The organism is Marivita sp. GX14005, assembly GCF_023370775.1.
Taxonomy (GTDB): domain Bacteria; phylum Pseudomonadota; class Alphaproteobacteria; order Rhodobacterales; family Rhodobacteraceae; genus Marivita.
Genome location: NZ_JAMCCQ010000001.1, coordinates 1,235,796 through 1,251,976 on the forward strand (window position 1 = coordinate 1,235,796; position 16,181 = coordinate 1,251,976).

The following is a 16,181-nucleotide window of genomic DNA, read 5'->3' on the forward strand; positions in this document are numbered from 1 at the left end:
GATCTGATGGATATCAAGGTACCCGATATCGGGGATTTCAAAGACGTTCCCGTTGTCACCGTTCTTGTCAGTGTCGGCGATACGGTGGCCGAGGAAGACCCGTTGATCGAGTTGGAGAGCGACAAGGCGACGATGGAAGTTCCGTCGCCCACCTCTGGGAAGATTACGGAAATCAAGGTCAAGGAAGGCGACAAGGTTTCCGAAGGCGATGTTATCATGGTGTTCGAAGGCGCGGCCGCAGAGGCCGAGACTGCCAACGATGCCGTGGGACAAGGCGGTGAGGTCAAGGGCGGCTATGGCGGTCGCGGTGCGCCGCCGCAGCACGATGCGCCCAAATCGGTCGAAGCCACAGGCGACGCGTCCGGCAAGGGCGACATTCACGCCGAAGTCGTCGTTCTGGGCTCCGGCCCCGGCGGCTATTCGGCGGCGTTCCGCGCGGCAGATCTGGGACAAAAGGTGGTTCTTATCGAACGCTACCCGTCGCTTGGCGGCGTGTGCCTGAACGTCGGCTGTATCCCGTCGAAGGCGCTCTTGCACGTTGCCAAGGTCATTACCGAGGCCGAGGAGATGGGGAGCCACGGGATTGCTTTTTCCAAGCCGAAGATCGATCTTGACGAGTTGCGCAAGTTCAAGGACGGCGTGATCGGCCAGTTGACAGGCGGTCTGGGTGGTCTCGCGAAGGGGCGCAAGGTCGAGGTGGTTCAGGGCTACGGGCGCTTCACCGGGCCGAACATGATCGAGGTCGAGGGTGATGGTGGCAAGAAAACCGTCAGCTTCGATCAGTGCATCATCGCCGCCGGCTCGGAGCCTGTGAACCTGCCGTTCATTCCGCATGATGACGAGCGGGTGATCGACAGCACCGGCGCGCTGGAGCTCAAGGACATTCCCAAGCGCATGCTGATCCTGGGTGGCGGCATTATCGGGCTGGAAATGGCCTGTGTCTATGACGCGCTCGGGTCCAAGATCACGGTTGTCGAGTTGATGGATCAGATCATTCCGGGCGCCGACAAGGATATCGTCAAGCCGCTGCACAACCGGATCAAGGGGCGGTACGAGAATATCTTCCTCAAGACGAAGGTAACAGCGGTCGAGGCTCAGAAGAAAGGGCTCAAGGTCACCTTCGAGGATGACAAGGGCGAGAGCTTTACCGATACGTTCGACAAGGTTCTGGTCGCCGTGGGGCGCAAGCCGAACGGCAAGCTGATCGACGCGGAAAAGGCCGGCGTGGCCGTGGACGAACGCGGCTTTATCGCCGTGGACAACCAGCAGCGCACGGGCGTTCCGCATATCTTCGCCATCGGCGATGTCGTCGGGCAGCCGATGCTGGCGCATAAGGCCGTGCATGAAGGCAAGGTCGCGGCAGAGGTTTGTGCCGGTGAGAAGCGGTATTTCGACGCCAAGCTGATCCCGTCTGTCGCGTACACCGATCCCGAAGTGGCGTGGTGCGGTCTGACCGAAACACAGGCCAAGGCAGATGGCGTCAAATATGAAAAGGGCGTGTTCCCCTGGGCCGCTTCCGGCAAGGCCTTGTCGAACGCGCGGAGCGAGGGGATCACCAAGCTCCTGTTCGATCCAGAGGACGACCGGATCATCGGCGCTTGTATCGTTGGCACCAACGCAGGCGATCTGATCTCCGAAGCGGCGCTCGCCATCGAGATGGGTGCGGATGCGGTCGATCTCGGCCACACGATCCATCCGCATCCGACTTTGTCGGAAACGGTGAACTTCGCCGCCGAGATGTTCGAGGGAACGATTACGGACCTGATGCCGCCGAAGAAAAAGAAGAGCTAGGCAAAACAAAAAAGAAGGGGCCGAGGGGCCCCTTTTTCGTGTCTATGGGGGTCAGATGCCCACGAAAGGTTGCGCGATGCGCGGCAGCAGCCCTTTGAACTTGAGCGGCGCATCCGTCACCGCGAGACAGATGCAATCTTCGGAAATATCGGCAACCGGGGTATGCTGCAGATCCTCGTGCGCGACTTCGATATCCCCGCGGCGGAAATATCCATCCTCATCGTGAAACGCGCCTTGTAGAACAAGCGTCAGCTCAAGGCCGCTGTGTCCATGATCGGGAATTGCGGTGCCCGCAGGAATGTAAAGCAGCCGCGCCGTCGCTTCGGAACTGGTTGGCAGGACAGCCTGCCTGACGCCCATGCCGACAGGTCGCCATTTGATCGCGTCAAGCCCGCCCGGAACATAGTCTTCCAACGGTTTCGGCAACCGTGCATCGCGCCGCTGCGCTGGCCTTTCAAGATGCGACATTCTCTCCGGCGCGGAATGGATCCTGTCGAGCACCGATTGCAAGCTGCTCTTGCCGATCGTTTCCACGCCGCAGCTGTCGAGAACCGCGCCGCCGAGCGCCTCATGGCTCTCTAGGTTGGCGCGGCACTCGTCGCATAGCGAAATGTGGGTCGCAACGGCGAGGCTCACCGCTTCGGCCAATGTGCCTGCGGAATAGGCCATGATCAGATCGTCGGTAAGGTGGTGATTGATAGTCATGTTCTTCATCATTTCATTGCGTGGCGCAGCCTTTCGAGCGCCAACCTGATACGGGATTTGATCGTTCCCAGCGGCAATCCGGTCTGGTCCGCGATTTCGCTGTGGGACAGATCGCCGAAATAGGCTTTCTCGATCAGTTCACGTTGTTTCGGAGGAAGGTCGCGCAACGCTTGGGCCAACCTTTCGCTATCCTGTTGCAGTTCCAGAATGTCGCTCTGGTCCGGCTCCGCCTCCGGCCCCCAGGGAAGGTCTTCGGGCTCGGGGCGTTTCTGCTTTCGCAGAATGTCGATCTTGCGATTCCGTGCGATCGTGAAGACCCATGTGGAGGGGTTGGCGCGGGACGCATCGTAAAGATGCGCCTTTTTCCAGACAGTCACGAGAACATCCTGCGCACATTCTTCGGCCAGCGCAGGGTCTAGCCCTGTCCGCATCAGAAACGCCTTCACACGAGGGGCGAAATATTCGAACACGCGAATAAAGGCCGCTTCATCGCGCAAATCCCGGATTGCGACGAAATCGTCCACCATCTGGTTGCGATCGTCCGGTGTTTCGGTCTTCAAGATCTTCGTTCCGCTCACGACTGCGAAGGAGGAGTCCCGCATTTTCAGACCGATGGCAACGGGCTGCGGCATGAAATCCAGATTCTGAGCGGCATTTGACATCATATTGCTGTTACGAAAGGCTCGGAGTTTCGGATCACCTGCCGAAATTTTTTCTTTTCTCATCCGAACGATGCCGGGCTGCGTAAAAACAAAAAAGACCAGAAGAGCGAGATCTGTATGCCATTCGAAGCCCGTGCCGGCACCCCCCGGAAAATTGCCGTTGTCGGCGGAGGAATTTCAGGAATGGGCGCAGCCTATATGCTCGCCGAAGATAGCAACGTCACGCTTTTCGAGGCTGAACCCCGTCTCGGTGGCCATGCGCGCACGATCATCGCCGGGCGCAATGGGGATCAACCAGTCGATACCGGGTTCATCGTGTTCAATTATGCCAATTACCCGCATCTCGCCAAACTCTTTGCGGAGCTGGATGTGCCGGTCGTCAAAAGCAACATGAGCTTCGCGGCCAGCCTCGACAACGGGCGTATCGAATACGCGCTCGCGACGATGAAATCGATTTTCGCGCAAAAGCGCAATCTGGTGAACCCGAAGTTTCTCAGAATGCTGCGCGACATCACCCGGTTCAACAAGCGCGCGCTGGATGCCGCGAATGACAGAACGCTCGACCTCGGCGCGTTTCTCGACAGGCTCGGCACCGGGCCGTGGTTCCGCGATTATTACCTGTCCCCCCTGACCGGAGCGATCTGGTCCACTCCAACCGAAAAGGTGATGGAGTTTCCCGCCCACGCGCTTGTGCGTTTCATGGAGAACCACGCGCTGCTTTCGTATTCCGGCCAGCATCAGTGGTATACGGTTCAGGGCGGTTCGGTCGAATATGTCGGCCGTCTGGAGGCGGCTTTGCGGCGGCGGGGCGTGTCACTGCGCATCGGCGCGCCGGTTGACGCGGTGCGGCGCAGTTCCGGTTTTGTCGAGGTCAAGGCCAGCGGCGGGGATTGGGAGGCATTCGACGAGATCATCTTTGCCACACATTCCGACGACACGCTGCGGCTCCTGTCGGATGCCTCCGCGCAAGAGCGCGCGGCGCTGGGCGCGATCAAGTATCAACCGAACCGCGTCGTACTTCATGCCGATGACAGCGTCATGCCGTCCCGCCGGATCTGCTGGTCCTCGTGGAACTATACCGAGGGTCCGACGAAGGAGATCAACACCATCGATCTGACCTATTGGATGAACAGCCTGCAGCCGATCCCGCAGGAGGATCCGCATTTCGTCACGCTCAACAGCACGCGGCCCATCCGCGAAGAGCTGATCTATGACGAATGTGTGCTGCGCCATCCCGTCTACGATCTTCCGGCGCTCGAAGCGCAGGAGACCGTGCGCGCGATGAACGGGGCGCAACGCACATGGTTCTGCGGCGCCTGGATGAAGAACGGCTTTCACGAGGACGGGCTGGGCAGCGCCGTCGATGTCGTGGAGGCGATGCACGCGCGCGATGCGACGGCGGCATCGGCGGCATGAGCCATGTCGATCATATCGCGGGGCACACCTATCATGGCCGCAAGGGCGCTTTGGACAACGCGTTTCGGTATTCCATCGACTATGTTCTGCTGGACGCCGAGGCCGAGCCGAGAACGCCGCTTCTGTTCTCTCGCAACTCCGGCAATCTGAGCAGTTTGCAAGATCGCGATCATGGCGGTCCGCCGGGCGACGGGCGGGGTGCGATCTGGGCGCGCGAGGTGCTCGAAGCGCATCAGGTGCGGGCAGGTGGGAAATTGCTGCTTCTTGCACAGCCGAGAATGCTCGGACATGTGTTCAACCCGGTGTCCTTCTGGCTGGCGCATGATGAGGCGAGCGAGCTGATCGCTGTTATCGCAGAGGTGACGAACACGTTCGGGGATCGTCATTCCTACCTATGCAGCAAGCCGGGCAATTCGCCGATCGGTCCTAGTGACCGGCTTTCGGCAACCAAGGTGTTCCACGTCTCGCCGTTTCAGCCAGTGGGCGGGGGCTATGAGTTCCGCTTCGACATCCGGCCGGACAGGATCGGGATCTGGATCGATTATACCAGAGGCAAGGGCGGGCTCATCGCGACGTTGACGGGTCCGCGAAAGCCGATCACCAATGGCTCCATCCTGCGCGCGCTGCTGCGCCGCCCCTTCGGTTCCCGCCGCGTCCTTGCGCTTATTCATTGGCAGGCGCTGAAGCTGTGGTGGAAAGGCGCGCGGTATCGCGAACGGCCCGAACCGCCGGTCGAAGACGTCAGCCGGTAGTGCCCGACGCCGGAAAATCGCTCGCGCGCTATTCGATCTTCGCGGCGGTGCTTGCGGCGGCGGGGCTGCCGATCTACATCCATGCACCGAAATTCTACGTCGATGCCTATGGCGTCAGTCTGTCATCCTTGGGGGCGGTGCTTTTCGCGCTGCGGCTGATCGATGTCGTTCAGGATCCGCTCCTTGGCAAACTGGCAAGCGCCACGCGGCATCGCCAGGGTTTTGCGGTCGGTGCGGGCCTGACGCTGATGGCAGGTAGCATGTTCGGCCTGTTCGCGGTCCAGCCGCCTTTTGCGCCGGTGCTGTGGTTCGCGCTGATGCTGACGCTGGTGTTCACGGCGTTCAGCTTTCTCACCATCAACTTCTATGCGCGGGGTGTGCAGAAGGCCGAGGAACTCGGGGTCTCCGGGCATCTGCGGCTTGCACGTTGGCGTGAAACGGGGGCGCTTCTGGGTGTCTGCGTCGCCTCCGTTCTGCCGTCGGTCTTTATCGCGCTGGCATGGCCGGAATTCGCTGCCTACGCGGTGATCTTCGCGCTTGTCTGCCTGATTGCGGGTGTTGCCATGCGCGACGAGTGGAACGGCGCGATACCGGCTGCGCCCCTTGGTTTCGGCGCGGTGCTGCGCGATCGCGTCTCGCGCCGCTTGCTGCTCATCGCGCTGGTGAACGCGGCCCCGGTGGCCGTCACCTCAACGCTGTTTCTCTTCTTCGTCGAAAGCAGGTTGGGGGCGCCCGGATGGGAAGGGCCGCTTTTGCTTTTGTTCTTCATATCGGCCGCTGTGGCGGCCCCGGTTTGGAGCCTGCTGGCCGAACGAGCCGGGCCGAAACGCGCCCTGCTTTCGGCCATGGGGCTGGCGATCGCCGCATTCAGCTTTGCGCTGTTGCTCGGCGCGGGGGATGTTGTCTGGTTTGCCGTGATCTGCATTGCGTCGGGCGCGGCTGTCGGAGCGGACCTGACGCTTCTGCCCGCGATATTCGCCCGGCGGATGCAGATCGTTGCGCCCGACGCGACCGAGGGTTTCGCGCTGTGGAGCTTCGTGTCGAAATTCACGCTGGCTGTCGCCTCCATTGCCTTGTTGCCGATCCTGGAGGCCAGCGGCTTTGTCGCTGGCGTCGCCAATGGCGATGAAGCCCTGCGCACGCTGTCGCTCCTATATGCGGGCGTTCCTTGCCTGCTGAAGATCATCGCCATCGGATTGCTCGCCGCCACTCCGATCGAGCGTGACTTGCGGTAAATGGAACCATTGTGAATCGCGCCCAGTTTCGAAACTATAGCTTCAAGCCGCCCTTGGGAGCGGTCAAGATACGCAGGAAGGACATGACGTGAGCGAATGGGCGGGCAAACGGTATTGGTTGGTCGGAGCAAGCGAAGGCATCGGTGAAGCCTTGGCGCGAAAGCTGAGCGCCGTCGGGGTGCACCTCATCCTGTCGGCGCGCAGCGAAGACAAGCTCAACCAACTTGCCGAGGCGTTGCCCGGTCGTGCCGATGTGGTGACGATAGATGTCTCCGACATGGATTCGATCCGCGAGGCCGCCGAGAAGGTCGGCGATGTCGACGGTGTCGTGCAACTGGCCGGCGTTTATTGGCCTTTTGGCGCGAAGGACTGGAATGCCGATCAGGCCGAAGCGATGGCCGATATCAATTTCACCGGCGCGATGCGGCTCATGGGGGCCGTCGTTCCACGCTTCGTGGAGCGGGATCGCGGACATATCGTGCTGACCGGCTCGCTTTCCGGGTTCCGCGGCCTTCCGGGCGCCGCCGCCTATACGGCGTCGAAAGCGGGGATCATGGTTCTGGCGGAATCGCTTCATGCCGATCTGCACAAGACCAATGTGAAGGTGCAACTGGTCAATCCGGGTTTCGTCAAGACGCGGCTGACCGACAAGAACGATTTCAAGATGCCCTTCATCATGGAGCCCGAGGAAGCCGCGCAGCAAATCTTCGAACACATGACCACCGACAGCTTCAAGCGCAGTTTCCCGGCGGTCTTTTCGTGGGTCTTTCGCGGTAGCCAATTCCTGCCGGACTGGCTTTACTACAAGCTCTTTGCTTGAGATCAAGGCCGCGCATCCGTGCCTGAGGCAGTGTCAGGAGGATCGACAGGGAGATGCGATATGGAAAAAATCAGTGCGAATAAGGTCGCCGCGGTGATCGTCATGGCGCGGGAGCTCGACCGCGCAGAGGGCGAGATGCGCGGTTTCATCGACCGAATGAATGAAGAGGAACAGGCGGCGCTCGTTGCCGTCATGTGGATCGGTCGCGGCGCGTTCGAGGCGGACGAGTGGAACGAAGCCTATGAGACCGCGATGAGCGAGGCGACGACGCCGACAGCCGACTACCTGATCGGCACGCCGCACCTTGCCGACCATCTGGAATCGGGGCTGGAATCGCTCGGCGTGTCGGCTTCGGATGCCGAAAACGAGGTGCTGGGCCGTTAGCGCAGCGCCCGCCCCTTCAGGATCGCGCCGGCACCGAACCTATGACGGATCGCGTCGGTCGCGCGTTCGGCCTGCGCTCGTTTGACTCCGGCCGGATCGAGCAGATCCGCTGACAGATCGGCGCCATCCGCCGAACGGAGGTCGCTGATCCCCGCCCCGAGAAGGCGATACGGCCCCCTGTCGCCAACCTGATCGAAAAGACCCCGCGCCGTTCGGTAGATGCGGTCCGCGATCTGTGTCGGATCGGTGAGCGACGTGCGGCGGGTGATTAGGCTGAAATCGCTGCGCTTGAGTTTCAACGTCACGACGCGGCCGGCAAGACCCTTGGCCTTGGCCCTGTCGGACACTTTCTCGCACATGCGCCACAGATGCCCATCCAGCAGATCGGTATCGGTGATATCCTCGCTGAACGTCGTCTCGTTCGAGATCGACTTGACCGGAGAATGAGCGGAAACCCGGCGATGATCCTCTCCGCGTGCGAGATGCCACAGACGTAGCCCCATGCTGCCGAAGCGTTGCGTCAGATCGGTCTGATCCCAGCGCAGCAAGTCCTCGAACGTGCTGATTCCGGCCTTTTCGAGCGCCGCCTGCATGGACGCGCCCACGCCCCAGATCATGCGCACCGGCTTTGGACGCAGGAAGTCTTCGGTCTCGGCCTTGCCGATCACCGAAAACCCCCGTGGCTTGTCGAGATCGGAGGCGATCTTAGCCAGGAACTTGTTATGGCTGAGTCCGATGGAGCCGGACAGGCCCAATTCGTCGCGCATCCGCTTCACAAGACGCGCGAGCATGACCGCGGGGGGATGCCCGTGCAGGCGCGCGGTGCCGGTGAGATCGAGAAACGCCTCATCGAGCGACAGCGGCTCGATGGCCGGGGTCAGTTCCTCCATCAACGCGCGGATGGCACGAGAGGCTTCGACATAAGCTTCCATGCGCGGTTTCACGATCACCGCGTCGGGGCATAGCTTGAGCGCCTTGAACATCGGCATGGCAGAGCGCACGCCGCGAATGCGCGCGACATAGCACGCGGTCGAAACGACGCCGCGACGCCCGCCGCCGATGATGAGCGGCTTGTCGGCAAGGTCGGGGTTGTCGCGCTTTTCGACGGAGGCATAGAACGCGTCGCAATCCATGTGAGCGATGCTGAGATCGAAAAGTTCCTCATGCGCGAGGATACGCGGGCTGCGGCAGCGCGGGCAGCGCGAACCGGCATCGAACTCCGTCAGGCAATCACGGCAAAGGGCGGGCATCTCGGGCTCCGAATGATGGCATGACTATAGCCCGCTGCCCCTTGGCCCGAAAGGTCAGGACTTGGCGCGCGCGGCATCGGTCTGCCGCATTTCCTCGGTAATGGCCTGCGCCGCGCCGCGCGGATCGCTGGCCTGCCAGACAGGGCGCCCGACGACGATATGATCGACACCGCTTTCGACCGCGCTGGCCGGTGTCGCAACGCGTTTCTGATCACCCAGAGCGGCGCCGGCGGGGCGCACGCCGGGCGTGACGATGAGCCGGCCATTCGCCCCGGGCAATCCGCGGATCACGGCGGCTTCGTTCGGCGAGGAAATGACCCCATCCGCGCCGGCATCGAAGGCCCGCCCGGCGCGTTCTGCTACCAGATCGGATACGGCACCATCGCGGATCAGGCTGTCGTCGAGATCGGACCGTTCCAGGGAGGTCAGGATCGTGACCGCGAGGATCTTCAGATCGGAACCGGCGGCACCCTCCTTGGCCGCGCGCACGACATGCGGATCGCCATGCACCGTCAGGAAATCGAGATCGAATTGCGCCAGCCCGCGCACCGCGGCCTCGACCGTCGCGCCGATGTCGAAGAGCTTCATGTCGAGGAAGATGCGCTTGTCGTGCTCCTGCTTGAGTTCATTCGCGAGCGCCAGCCCGCCCCCCGTCAGCATGCCCAGGCCGATCTTGTAGAACGAAACGGCATCGCCGAGCTTTTCGGTCAATTCCAGCGCGGCGATCGCGTTCGGCACATCCAGGGCAACGATCAATCGGTCATCTGACATCCGGCGGGCCTTCCTCAGCTAGGTTTCACCCCGTCTTACAGGGGTGCGTTCGGCGGTCAAGGAACAACGCCGCCGCGCCGTCCGTTGAACAGTCAGGTAAAGGAGTGTGCCATGACCAGATACGCAACAACCTCTTGCGCGAGACTCGACCGTTCGGAACCGAATGTGGAGGATCTGAAATGAAACGCGCTCTGCTCTATGTGCTGATTCCCGTCGGATTTGTCTTGATTGTTGCCGTCATGCTTTGGGAAGGGCGTGAAACGGGTGGTCCGGTGGCCGATCCGTCCGAAAGGATCGAGACCGATCCGCTCGACGCAAGCCCCTCACCCGTCGATCCTGAACTGACGGTCGATCCCGACGGCACCGGTGAGCCCGCCGTGCCGACACCCTCCGGACCGGAAGGGCGTGACAACGAGGTATTTTTCGAGGAAGCACCGGCGCCTGCCGACTGACAGGGGTTGAACCGGCCTTATGCGGTAGCCATCTTTCTATCGAGGCCCGGACCGGGGCTGCGCCGCGCAGCGGGCGGCCCCACAAATCGGGCGCTTTATGAAGGAGAGACCCATGGACCTTGAGAAGTTCACGGAACGGTCGCGCGGATTCATCCAGGCGGCCCAGACGATTGCAATGCGGGAAAGCCATCAGCGGCTTGCACCCGAACATATATTGAAAGCGCTGATGGATGATGAGCAGGGGCTCGCATCCAACCTGATTCAGGCCGCTGGCGGTGCGCCCGCGCGGGTTGTTCAGGCGCTCGACGGCAAGCTCGCCAAAATCCCGAAAGTGACTGGTGATGCCGGGCAGGTGTATCTCGATTCCACAACCGGCAAGGTGCTGGATGAGGCCGAGAAGATCGCCAAGAAGGCCGGCGACAGTTTCGTTCCGGTGGAGCGGATATTGATGGCGCTGTCGATGGTGAAGAGCCCCGCCAAGGAGGCGCTCGAAGCGGGCGCGGTGAACGCGCAGGCGCTCAATTCGGCGATCAACGATGTGCGCAAGGGACGCACGGCGGACACTGCCACCGCCGAGGATCAGTATGAGGCGCTCAAGAAATTCACGACAGACCTGACGGAACGCGCGCGCGAAGGCAAGATCGACCCGATCATTGGGCGCGATGACGAGATCCGCCGCGCGATGCAGGTGCTGAGCCGCCGGACCAAGAACAATCCGGTTCTCATCGGTGAGCCGGGCGTCGGCAAAACCGCCATCGCTGAAGGTCTTGCGTTGCGCATTGTTAATGGTGACGTGCCCGAGAGCCTGCATAACAAGCGTTTGCTGTCGCTCGACATGGGCGCGCTGATCGCCGGCGCGAAATATCGCGGCGAGTTCGAGGAGCGTCTGAAAGGGGTATTGTCCGAGGTCACGACAGCGGCGGGCGAGATCATCCTTTTCATCGACGAAATGCACACGCTTGTCGGTGCCGGCAAGGCCGATGGCGCTATGGATGCCTCGAACCTGCTGAAACCGGCGCTGGCGCGGGGTGAGTTGCATTGTGTCGGCGCGACAACGCTCGACGAATACCGCAAGCATGTCGAAAAGGATGCGGCGTTGGCCCGCCGGTTCCAGCCCGTGATGGTGCAGGAGCCGACAGTCGAGGATACGGTTTCGATCCTGCGCGGCATCAAGGAGAAATACGAGCTGCACCACGGCGTGCGCATTTCCGACAGCGCGCTGGTCGCGGCGGCGACCTTGTCGCACCGCTATATCACCGACCGATTCCTGCCGGACAAGGCCATCGACTTGATGGACGAGGCCGCAAGTCGTCTACGTATGGAAGTGGACAGCAAGCCCGAGGAGCTTGACGCGCTCGACCGCGACATTCTGCAGAAACAGATCGAGGTCGAGGCGCTGCGGCTCGAGGACGATCAGGCATCGAAGGACCGGCTCGAAAAACTCGAAAAGGATCTTTCCGAGCTGCAGCAGCAATCAGCCGAAATGACGGCGAAATGGCAGGCAGAGCGCGACAAGCTGGCTTCGGCCCGCGATCTGAAGGAGAAGCTGGACAAGGCGCGCGCCGATCTGGAAATCGCCAAGCGCGAGGGCAATCTCGCGAAGGCGGGTGAGCTGTCCTATGGCGTGATCCCGCAGCTTGAAAAACAGCTGTCCGAGGCAGAGGCGCAGGAAAGCGATGGCGTGATGGTCGAGGAAGCCGTGCGCCCCGAACAGATCGCCGCCGTCGTGGAGCGGTGGACGGGTATTCCGACGTCCAAGATGCTGGAAGGCGAGCGCGAAAAGCTGCTTCGCATGGAAGACGGCCTGCACAAGCGCGTTATCGGGCAGGATCAGGCTGTCAAAGCCGTGGCCAATGCGGTCCGCCGCGCGCGCGCCGGGCTCAATGACGAGAACCGACCGCTTGGTTCGTTCCTGTTCCTCGGGCCGACCGGTGTGGGTAAGACTGAGCTGACCAAAGCGGTGGCCGAGTTCCTTTTCGATGACGACAATGCCATGGTGCGGATCGATATGTCCGAATTCATGGAAAAGCACGCAGTGGCTCGACTGATCGGTGCGCCCCCGGGCTATGTCGGCTATGATGAAGGCGGTGTCCTGACGGAAGCGGTGCGGCGCCGGCCCTATCAGGTGGTCCTGTTCGACGAGGTCGAGAAGGCGCATCCGGATGTGTTCAACGTGCTTCTTCAGGTGCTGGACGATGGCGTTCTGACCGATGGTCAGGGGCGGACGGTCGATTTCAAGCAGACGCTGATCGTTCTGACCTCCAACCTCGGCTCGCAAGCCCTCTCGCAATTGCCCGAAGGGGCCGATCCGGCGCAGGCCAAACGCGATGTCATGGATGCCGTGCGGGCGCATTTCCGCCCCGAGTTCCTGAACCGTCTGGACGAGACCATCATCTTCGATCGTCTCAAGCGCGAGGATATGGACGGTATTGTCGATATCCAGATGGCACGCTTGCTCAAGCGGCTCGCTGCGCGCAAGATCGAGCTTCAACTGGACGACGGCGCGCGTAAGTGGCTGGCAGAGGAAGGGTATGATCCCGTCTTCGGTGCCCGCCCGCTCAAGCGGGTGATCCAGCGGGCACTGCAGGATCCGCTTGCCGAGATGCTGCTCGCCGGTGACGTGTCGGACGGCGATCTCGTGCCGGTGACGGCAGGCTCCGAAGGTCTGATCATCGGCGACCGTGTCGCCGCGTCCAACCGGCCGCGACCGGATGATGCCGTTGTTCATTAAACAGACCTGACTTTACGAGCGGCCGAGGGGCGAGGGTAAACCTTCGCCCCTCGTCTTGTTTATGTTCCTAAAATGTTCTTGCCGAAATAAGACTGGCGGGCCGGAGCCATCTTCGTTTGCCCGATACAAAATATTGATTTAGACAGATACGAAACCACTACCGAGGGTGAATCATGACAGCAGCAGATGATCTAGGCGCGTTTCTGGGCGACGACCGCTTTGCCACTGTCATGGCGGACCCGCCCTGGCGGTTCCAGAATCGCACCGGAAAGGTCGCACCGGAGCATAAGCGCCTTGCGCGCTATCCGACCATGACGCTCGATGAAATCTGCGCTCTGCCCGTTGTCGATCACCTGGAAGACCGCGCTCATTGCTATCTTTGGGTGCCCAATGCCCTGTTGCCGGAAGGGTTGCAGGTGCTGAACGCCTGGGGGTTCGAATATAAATCCAACATCATCTGGGAGAAGGTGCGCAAGGATGGCGGCCCAGATGGCAGGGGTGTCGGGTTCTATTTTCGCAATGTGACGGAGATTCTGCTTTTCGGCGTGCGCGGCAAGGATGTCAGAACGCTTGGCCCCGGCCGGTCGCAGGTCAACTACATCGAGGCCGAAGAGCCCGATGGCGATGTTCTGAAAACCCGCAAACGCGAACACAGCCGCAAGCCCGACGAGCAATACAAGATCATCGAAAACTGTTCCTGGGGGCCGTATCTCGAACTGTTCGGTCGCGGTGTCCGGCAGGGTTGGACGGTGTGGGGCAACCAGGCCGATGACGATTACAAACCGACCTGGAACACCTACAAACACAATTCCAGCGTCAGCACCGCCGCCGAATAATCACAGCCGAACGACAGAGGCCGGCAAGCCGATCAGCAAGAGAGGGCACGGATTTCCGACGCCGCGGTCGATCCGGCTTTTCAGCTTGTTCCAATGCGTGGTCGCTGCGCCGAACTTGTCGCTGACGAACTGTCTGGAGAACGCCGTTGCGAAGGATGTTTGCCGGTCGAGAAGCCGCTGCACTGCGTCGCGCTGACGTTTTGTGCGGTCTTTCATCTGAAACCGCTCCACCATCTCGGCCTCGTCGATGAATCCATGTGTTTCGATGCAGCGCTGCACGATGGACAGCATACCGTTCTGCAAACTCGCGCCGCGTGTGATGAGGATCCCGACCGAGATCGCCGATTGCGCATGCAGCCGCTGAAAATTTTCCAGGTCGCGATCGAAAAACGGATCCTTGTTGTTCCACTCGATCTCCAGCGCAATGGTTCCGGCTTCGGCGCGGCGCACATGGTCGATCTCGTGGCTCTGCGAAACGGTTTCCAGGCCGTCGACCACAAGCTTGAATTCGAAATTGTGCTTTGGCCAGCCGGAATCGTAAAGACGCCGCCGCAAGCGCTGGGTCGAAGGCGCTTCGCCGCCGCCTGAACCGATCAGCTCCTGCGCCGGTATCGAGAAATCGAGAAGCGCCGCGATCACTTCTTCGGCCACCTGTGGAAAGTCGCCGGCCAGGATCGCTTCGGCATGATTGCGGATTGCGATATCGAATCCGCGGTCGGTCAAGCGCTTGAACATCGCCGCAAGATAGCCGTCCGCCTTGTGGTCGCAAGGCGAAACGGTGGTCCTGCAATGCAAAAAGGCGGCCCGTAAGCCGCCTTCGTGAACTCTGCCCAAATGGATCAGCCCTCGGGCATGATCACCTTGTCGATCACGTGGATCACGCCGTTCGAAGTTTCGATATCGGCCGTGGTGACATTGGCATCATTGACCATGACGCCATCGCCCAGATCGATTGTCACGGTGGAGCCTTGGACCGTTTCGGCTTCCATCCCATCGCTCAGGTCGCCGGACATCACCTTGCCGGGTACCACATGATAGGTGAGGATCGATGTCAGTTGATCCTTGTTCTCGGGCTCCAGCAACGTTTCGACGGTTCCCTCCGGCAGCGCGGCAAAAGCCTCATCCGTTGGCGCGAAGACTGTGAAGGGGCCATCGCCTTTCAGCGTCTCCACGAGTTCGGCGGCCTGCACCGCAGCGACAAGTGTTTCGAAGTTTCCGGCATCCACTGCCGTATCGACAATATCCTTGGATCCATCCTGAGCGAAAGCGGCTCCTGCCATCAGGCTTGCGGCGGCGGCCAGGGCGAAAGTGGTCTTGCGAAACATCGGATCGTCCTTTCTTACACATGACGATGCGTCCTGCGCATCTGCCCATGAGAACGGACGAAAGTCCGGAGCAGATCACCGGCGAAAGCCGCCAGACCCGCTTGACCGGTATGATCAGCGCGCTAAGCCCCGGCCTGCTGCGTTTTCAACTGAAATTCTTGTTACCCAGCGTCAGATTTACGTCACTCGGCCTGCCCGATGGCAGCCCGGCTGAGACGGTCGAGCAGCTCTTCGACCTTCTTCATGGAGCCGTCGGGAAACCCGCGGAATCCGATGGTCGTCGTATCGGGGTTATCGGCGCGGACCATGACGAAGATATCATAGGGGCAATAGGCGATGTTCATAAGATCGTCTTCCATCACCTCTCGCGATACCTGCGCGGAGCAGAAGCTGTAAACGTCCGCCTTTTCATACAGCACGACGTCCGAGCCGACATCCTGCCGCGTCCGTTCGAGCATGTCTCCGACATGACTGATCGAGTCGATCACCAACCCTGCATCCAGGATGGCGCTCTCCAATCCGAAGGAGACATCCTCGAAACTCTGATCGGTGTCATAGGTGATCGTCTCTGCGTGGGCGGTCAGCGCGAGGAGAGAGAGCGCGGTCGACGTTATGAAGCGGAGCATGGCGATATCCTTCTTTCCACGGGTGTGTCTTGCAGCAGACTGTAGAGTGCCCTCCCGCATCAATGCAACAAATCGAATGTATTGCTTGGGCACGAATCCCCGATCACGGGGCGTTACGCGACCGGCCTAAAGGTCCCGCGGCGGAGTGAATCGCCGCAAATCAGGATCGAATCCGTCTTGTTGGTGAGGAGAGTCGCTTCAGGGCTGTCAGCGCTATCGGCGTCGCGAGCTTAACCGCGCTCGGCTCACGACATTAGATTGCCGAAGAGTTTGCGTTGGCAAACGAACCTTGCTCCAAAACCATGGTTTCAAAAGGAAAAGTTGTTCTACGCGTTTTTTTACGCTTTTCCTGATTTTTCTGCTTGCGGACTCGGGGCGCCATCTCTAAATACCCCCTCACCGGCGGCGCTGAGGCGCGGTTGGGA

16 protein-coding genes are annotated in these 16,181 nt (G+C 60.9%); 9 read left to right on the forward strand and 7 right to left on the reverse strand.

Going from position 1 to position 16,181, the window contains the following annotated elements:
* The first annotated feature begins 6 nt into the window (after positions 1-6).
* Entirely contained in the window at positions 7-1,791 is a 1,785-nt protein-coding gene (lpdA, locus tag M3465_RS06125) for a dihydrolipoyl dehydrogenase (protein WP_249500811.1), read from the forward strand.
* Between the two features lie 51 nt (positions 1,792-1,842).
* Here lpdA and M3465_RS06130 read toward each other — a convergent pair whose 3' ends face one another.
* Complete coding sequence (locus tag M3465_RS06130; RefSeq protein WP_249500812.1) at positions 1,843-2,496, reverse strand: ChrR family anti-sigma-E factor; 654 nt, start codon at positions 2,494-2,496, stop codon at positions 1,843-1,845.
* A gap of 8 nt (positions 2,497-2,504) precedes the next feature.
* Positions 2,505-3,023, reverse strand: a complete 519-nt coding sequence (locus M3465_RS06135) for a sigma-70 family RNA polymerase sigma factor (RefSeq protein ID WP_249500874.1) — start codon at positions 3,021-3,023, stop codon at positions 2,505-2,507.
* A gap of 252 nt (positions 3,024-3,275) precedes the next feature.
* Here M3465_RS06135 and M3465_RS06140 point away from each other — a divergent pair, with 252 nt between their 5' ends.
* From M3465_RS06140 to M3465_RS06160, 5 genes are all read left to right on the forward strand, one after another.
* A complete protein-coding gene (locus M3465_RS06140) occupies positions 3,276-4,574 on the forward strand; it encodes an NAD(P)/FAD-dependent oxidoreductase (protein ID WP_249500813.1) in 1,299 nt (432 codons plus the stop codon).
* Positions 4,571-5,326, forward strand: coding sequence for a DUF1365 domain-containing protein (locus tag M3465_RS06145; RefSeq protein ID WP_249500814.1), 756 nt, complete (start codon positions 4,571-4,573; stop codon positions 5,324-5,326). Before M3465_RS06140 ends, M3465_RS06145 begins: the two co-directional genes overlap by 4 nt.
* Entirely contained in the window at positions 5,326-6,561 is a 1,236-nt protein-coding gene (locus M3465_RS06150) for an MFS transporter (RefSeq protein ID WP_249500815.1), read from the forward strand. The genes M3465_RS06145 and M3465_RS06150 overlap by 1 nt, the downstream gene beginning before the upstream one ends.
* A gap of 88 nt (positions 6,562-6,649) precedes the next feature.
* Positions 6,650-7,381 (forward strand): SDR family NAD(P)-dependent oxidoreductase, encoded by a 732-nt coding sequence (locus M3465_RS06155; RefSeq protein WP_249500816.1) that lies wholly within the window; start codon positions 6,650-6,652, stop codon positions 7,379-7,381.
* A gap of 60 nt (positions 7,382-7,441) precedes the next feature.
* On the forward strand, positions 7,442-7,765 hold the full coding sequence (locus tag M3465_RS06160) for a DUF3775 domain-containing protein (RefSeq protein WP_249500817.1): 324 nt from the start codon (positions 7,442-7,444) through the stop codon (positions 7,763-7,765).
* On the opposite strand, the gene M3465_RS06165 is transcribed toward M3465_RS06160, so the two are convergent.
* Together M3465_RS06165 and pyrF are read right to left on the reverse strand one after the other, a co-directional pair.
* Positions 7,762-9,015, reverse strand: a complete 1,254-nt coding sequence (locus M3465_RS06165) for a DNA polymerase IV (RefSeq protein WP_249500818.1) — start codon at positions 9,013-9,015, stop codon at positions 7,762-7,764. The genes M3465_RS06160 and M3465_RS06165 overlap by 4 nt on opposite strands.
* A gap of 54 nt (positions 9,016-9,069) precedes the next feature.
* Positions 9,070-9,786, reverse strand: coding sequence for an orotidine-5'-phosphate decarboxylase (gene pyrF, locus M3465_RS06170; RefSeq protein ID WP_249500819.1), 717 nt, complete (start codon positions 9,784-9,786; stop codon positions 9,070-9,072).
* A 179-nt stretch (positions 9,787-9,965) separates the two neighbouring features.
* On the opposite strand from pyrF, the gene M3465_RS06175 reads away from it, so the two are divergent.
* From M3465_RS06175 to M3465_RS06185, 3 genes are all read left to right on the forward strand, one after another.
* The gene (locus M3465_RS06175; protein WP_249500820.1) at positions 9,966-10,238 is read left to right on the forward strand and encodes a hypothetical protein; all 273 of its coding nucleotides are present in this window, start codon (positions 9,966-9,968) and stop codon (positions 10,236-10,238) included.
* 112 nt (positions 10,239-10,350) lie between these two features.
* Positions 10,351-12,969, forward strand: a complete 2,619-nt coding sequence (gene clpB, locus M3465_RS06180) for an ATP-dependent chaperone ClpB (protein ID WP_249500821.1) — start codon at positions 10,351-10,353, stop codon at positions 12,967-12,969.
* A 173-nt stretch (positions 12,970-13,142) separates the two neighbouring features.
* Positions 13,143-13,805: an MT-A70 family methyltransferase gene (locus tag M3465_RS06185; RefSeq protein WP_249500822.1), complete on the forward strand. Its 663-nt coding sequence runs from the start codon at positions 13,143-13,145 to the stop codon at positions 13,803-13,805.
* Here M3465_RS06185 and M3465_RS06190 read toward each other — a convergent pair whose 3' ends face one another.
* The 3 genes from M3465_RS06190 to M3465_RS06200 all read right to left on the reverse strand — a co-directional run bounded on the left by M3465_RS06190 (position 13,806) and on the right by M3465_RS06200 (position 15,756).
* Complete coding sequence (locus M3465_RS06190; protein ID WP_249500823.1) at positions 13,806-14,540, reverse strand: BglII/BstYI family type II restriction endonuclease; 735 nt, start codon at positions 14,538-14,540, stop codon at positions 13,806-13,808.
* A gap of 104 nt (positions 14,541-14,644) precedes the next feature.
* Positions 14,645-15,130, reverse strand: a complete 486-nt coding sequence (locus M3465_RS06195) for a fasciclin domain-containing protein (protein WP_249500824.1) — start codon at positions 15,128-15,130, stop codon at positions 14,645-14,647.
* Positions 15,131-15,312: 182 nt separating this feature from the next.
* Complete coding sequence (locus tag M3465_RS06200) at positions 15,313-15,756, reverse strand: DUF302 domain-containing protein (RefSeq protein WP_249500825.1); 444 nt, start codon at positions 15,754-15,756, stop codon at positions 15,313-15,315.
* Positions 15,757-16,181: the final 425 nt, after the last annotated feature.

Coding starts and splice junctions, on each gene's coding strand:
- lpdA (WP_249500811.1), top strand. CDS start 7: ATGGATATCAAGGTACCCGATATCGGGGATTTCAAAGACGTTCCCGTT.
- M3465_RS06130 (WP_249500812.1), bottom strand. CDS start 2,496: ATGACTATCAATCACCACCTTACCGACGATCTGATCATGGCCTATTCC.
- M3465_RS06135 (WP_249500874.1), bottom strand. CDS start 3,023: ATGGTGGACGATTTCGTCGCAATCCGGGATTTGCGCGATGAAGCGGCC.
- M3465_RS06140 (WP_249500813.1), top strand. CDS start 3,276: ATGCCATTCGAAGCCCGTGCCGGCACCCCCCGGAAAATTGCCGTTGTC.
- M3465_RS06145 (WP_249500814.1), top strand. CDS start 4,571: ATGAGCCATGTCGATCATATCGCGGGGCACACCTATCATGGCCGCAAG.
- M3465_RS06160 (WP_249500817.1), top strand. CDS start 7,442: ATGGAAAAAATCAGTGCGAATAAGGTCGCCGCGGTGATCGTCATGGCG.
- M3465_RS06165 (WP_249500818.1), bottom strand. CDS start 9,015: ATGCCCGCCCTTTGCCGTGATTGCCTGACGGAGTTCGATGCCGGTTCG.
- pyrF (WP_249500819.1), bottom strand. CDS start 9,786: ATGTCAGATGACCGATTGATCGTTGCCCTGGATGTGCCGAACGCGATC.
- M3465_RS06175 (WP_249500820.1), top strand. CDS start 9,966: ATGAAACGCGCTCTGCTCTATGTGCTGATTCCCGTCGGATTTGTCTTG.
- clpB (WP_249500821.1), top strand. CDS start 10,351: ATGGACCTTGAGAAGTTCACGGAACGGTCGCGCGGATTCATCCAGGCG.
- M3465_RS06185 (WP_249500822.1), top strand. CDS start 13,143: ATGACAGCAGCAGATGATCTAGGCGCGTTTCTGGGCGACGACCGCTTT.
- M3465_RS06190 (WP_249500823.1), bottom strand. CDS start 14,540: ATGTTCAAGCGCTTGACCGACCGCGGATTCGATATCGCAATCCGCAAT.
- M3465_RS06195 (WP_249500824.1), bottom strand. CDS start 15,130: ATGTTTCGCAAGACCACTTTCGCCCTGGCCGCCGCCGCAAGCCTGATG.
- M3465_RS06200 (WP_249500825.1), bottom strand. CDS start 15,756: ATGCTCCGCTTCATAACGTCGACCGCGCTCTCTCTCCTCGCGCTGACC.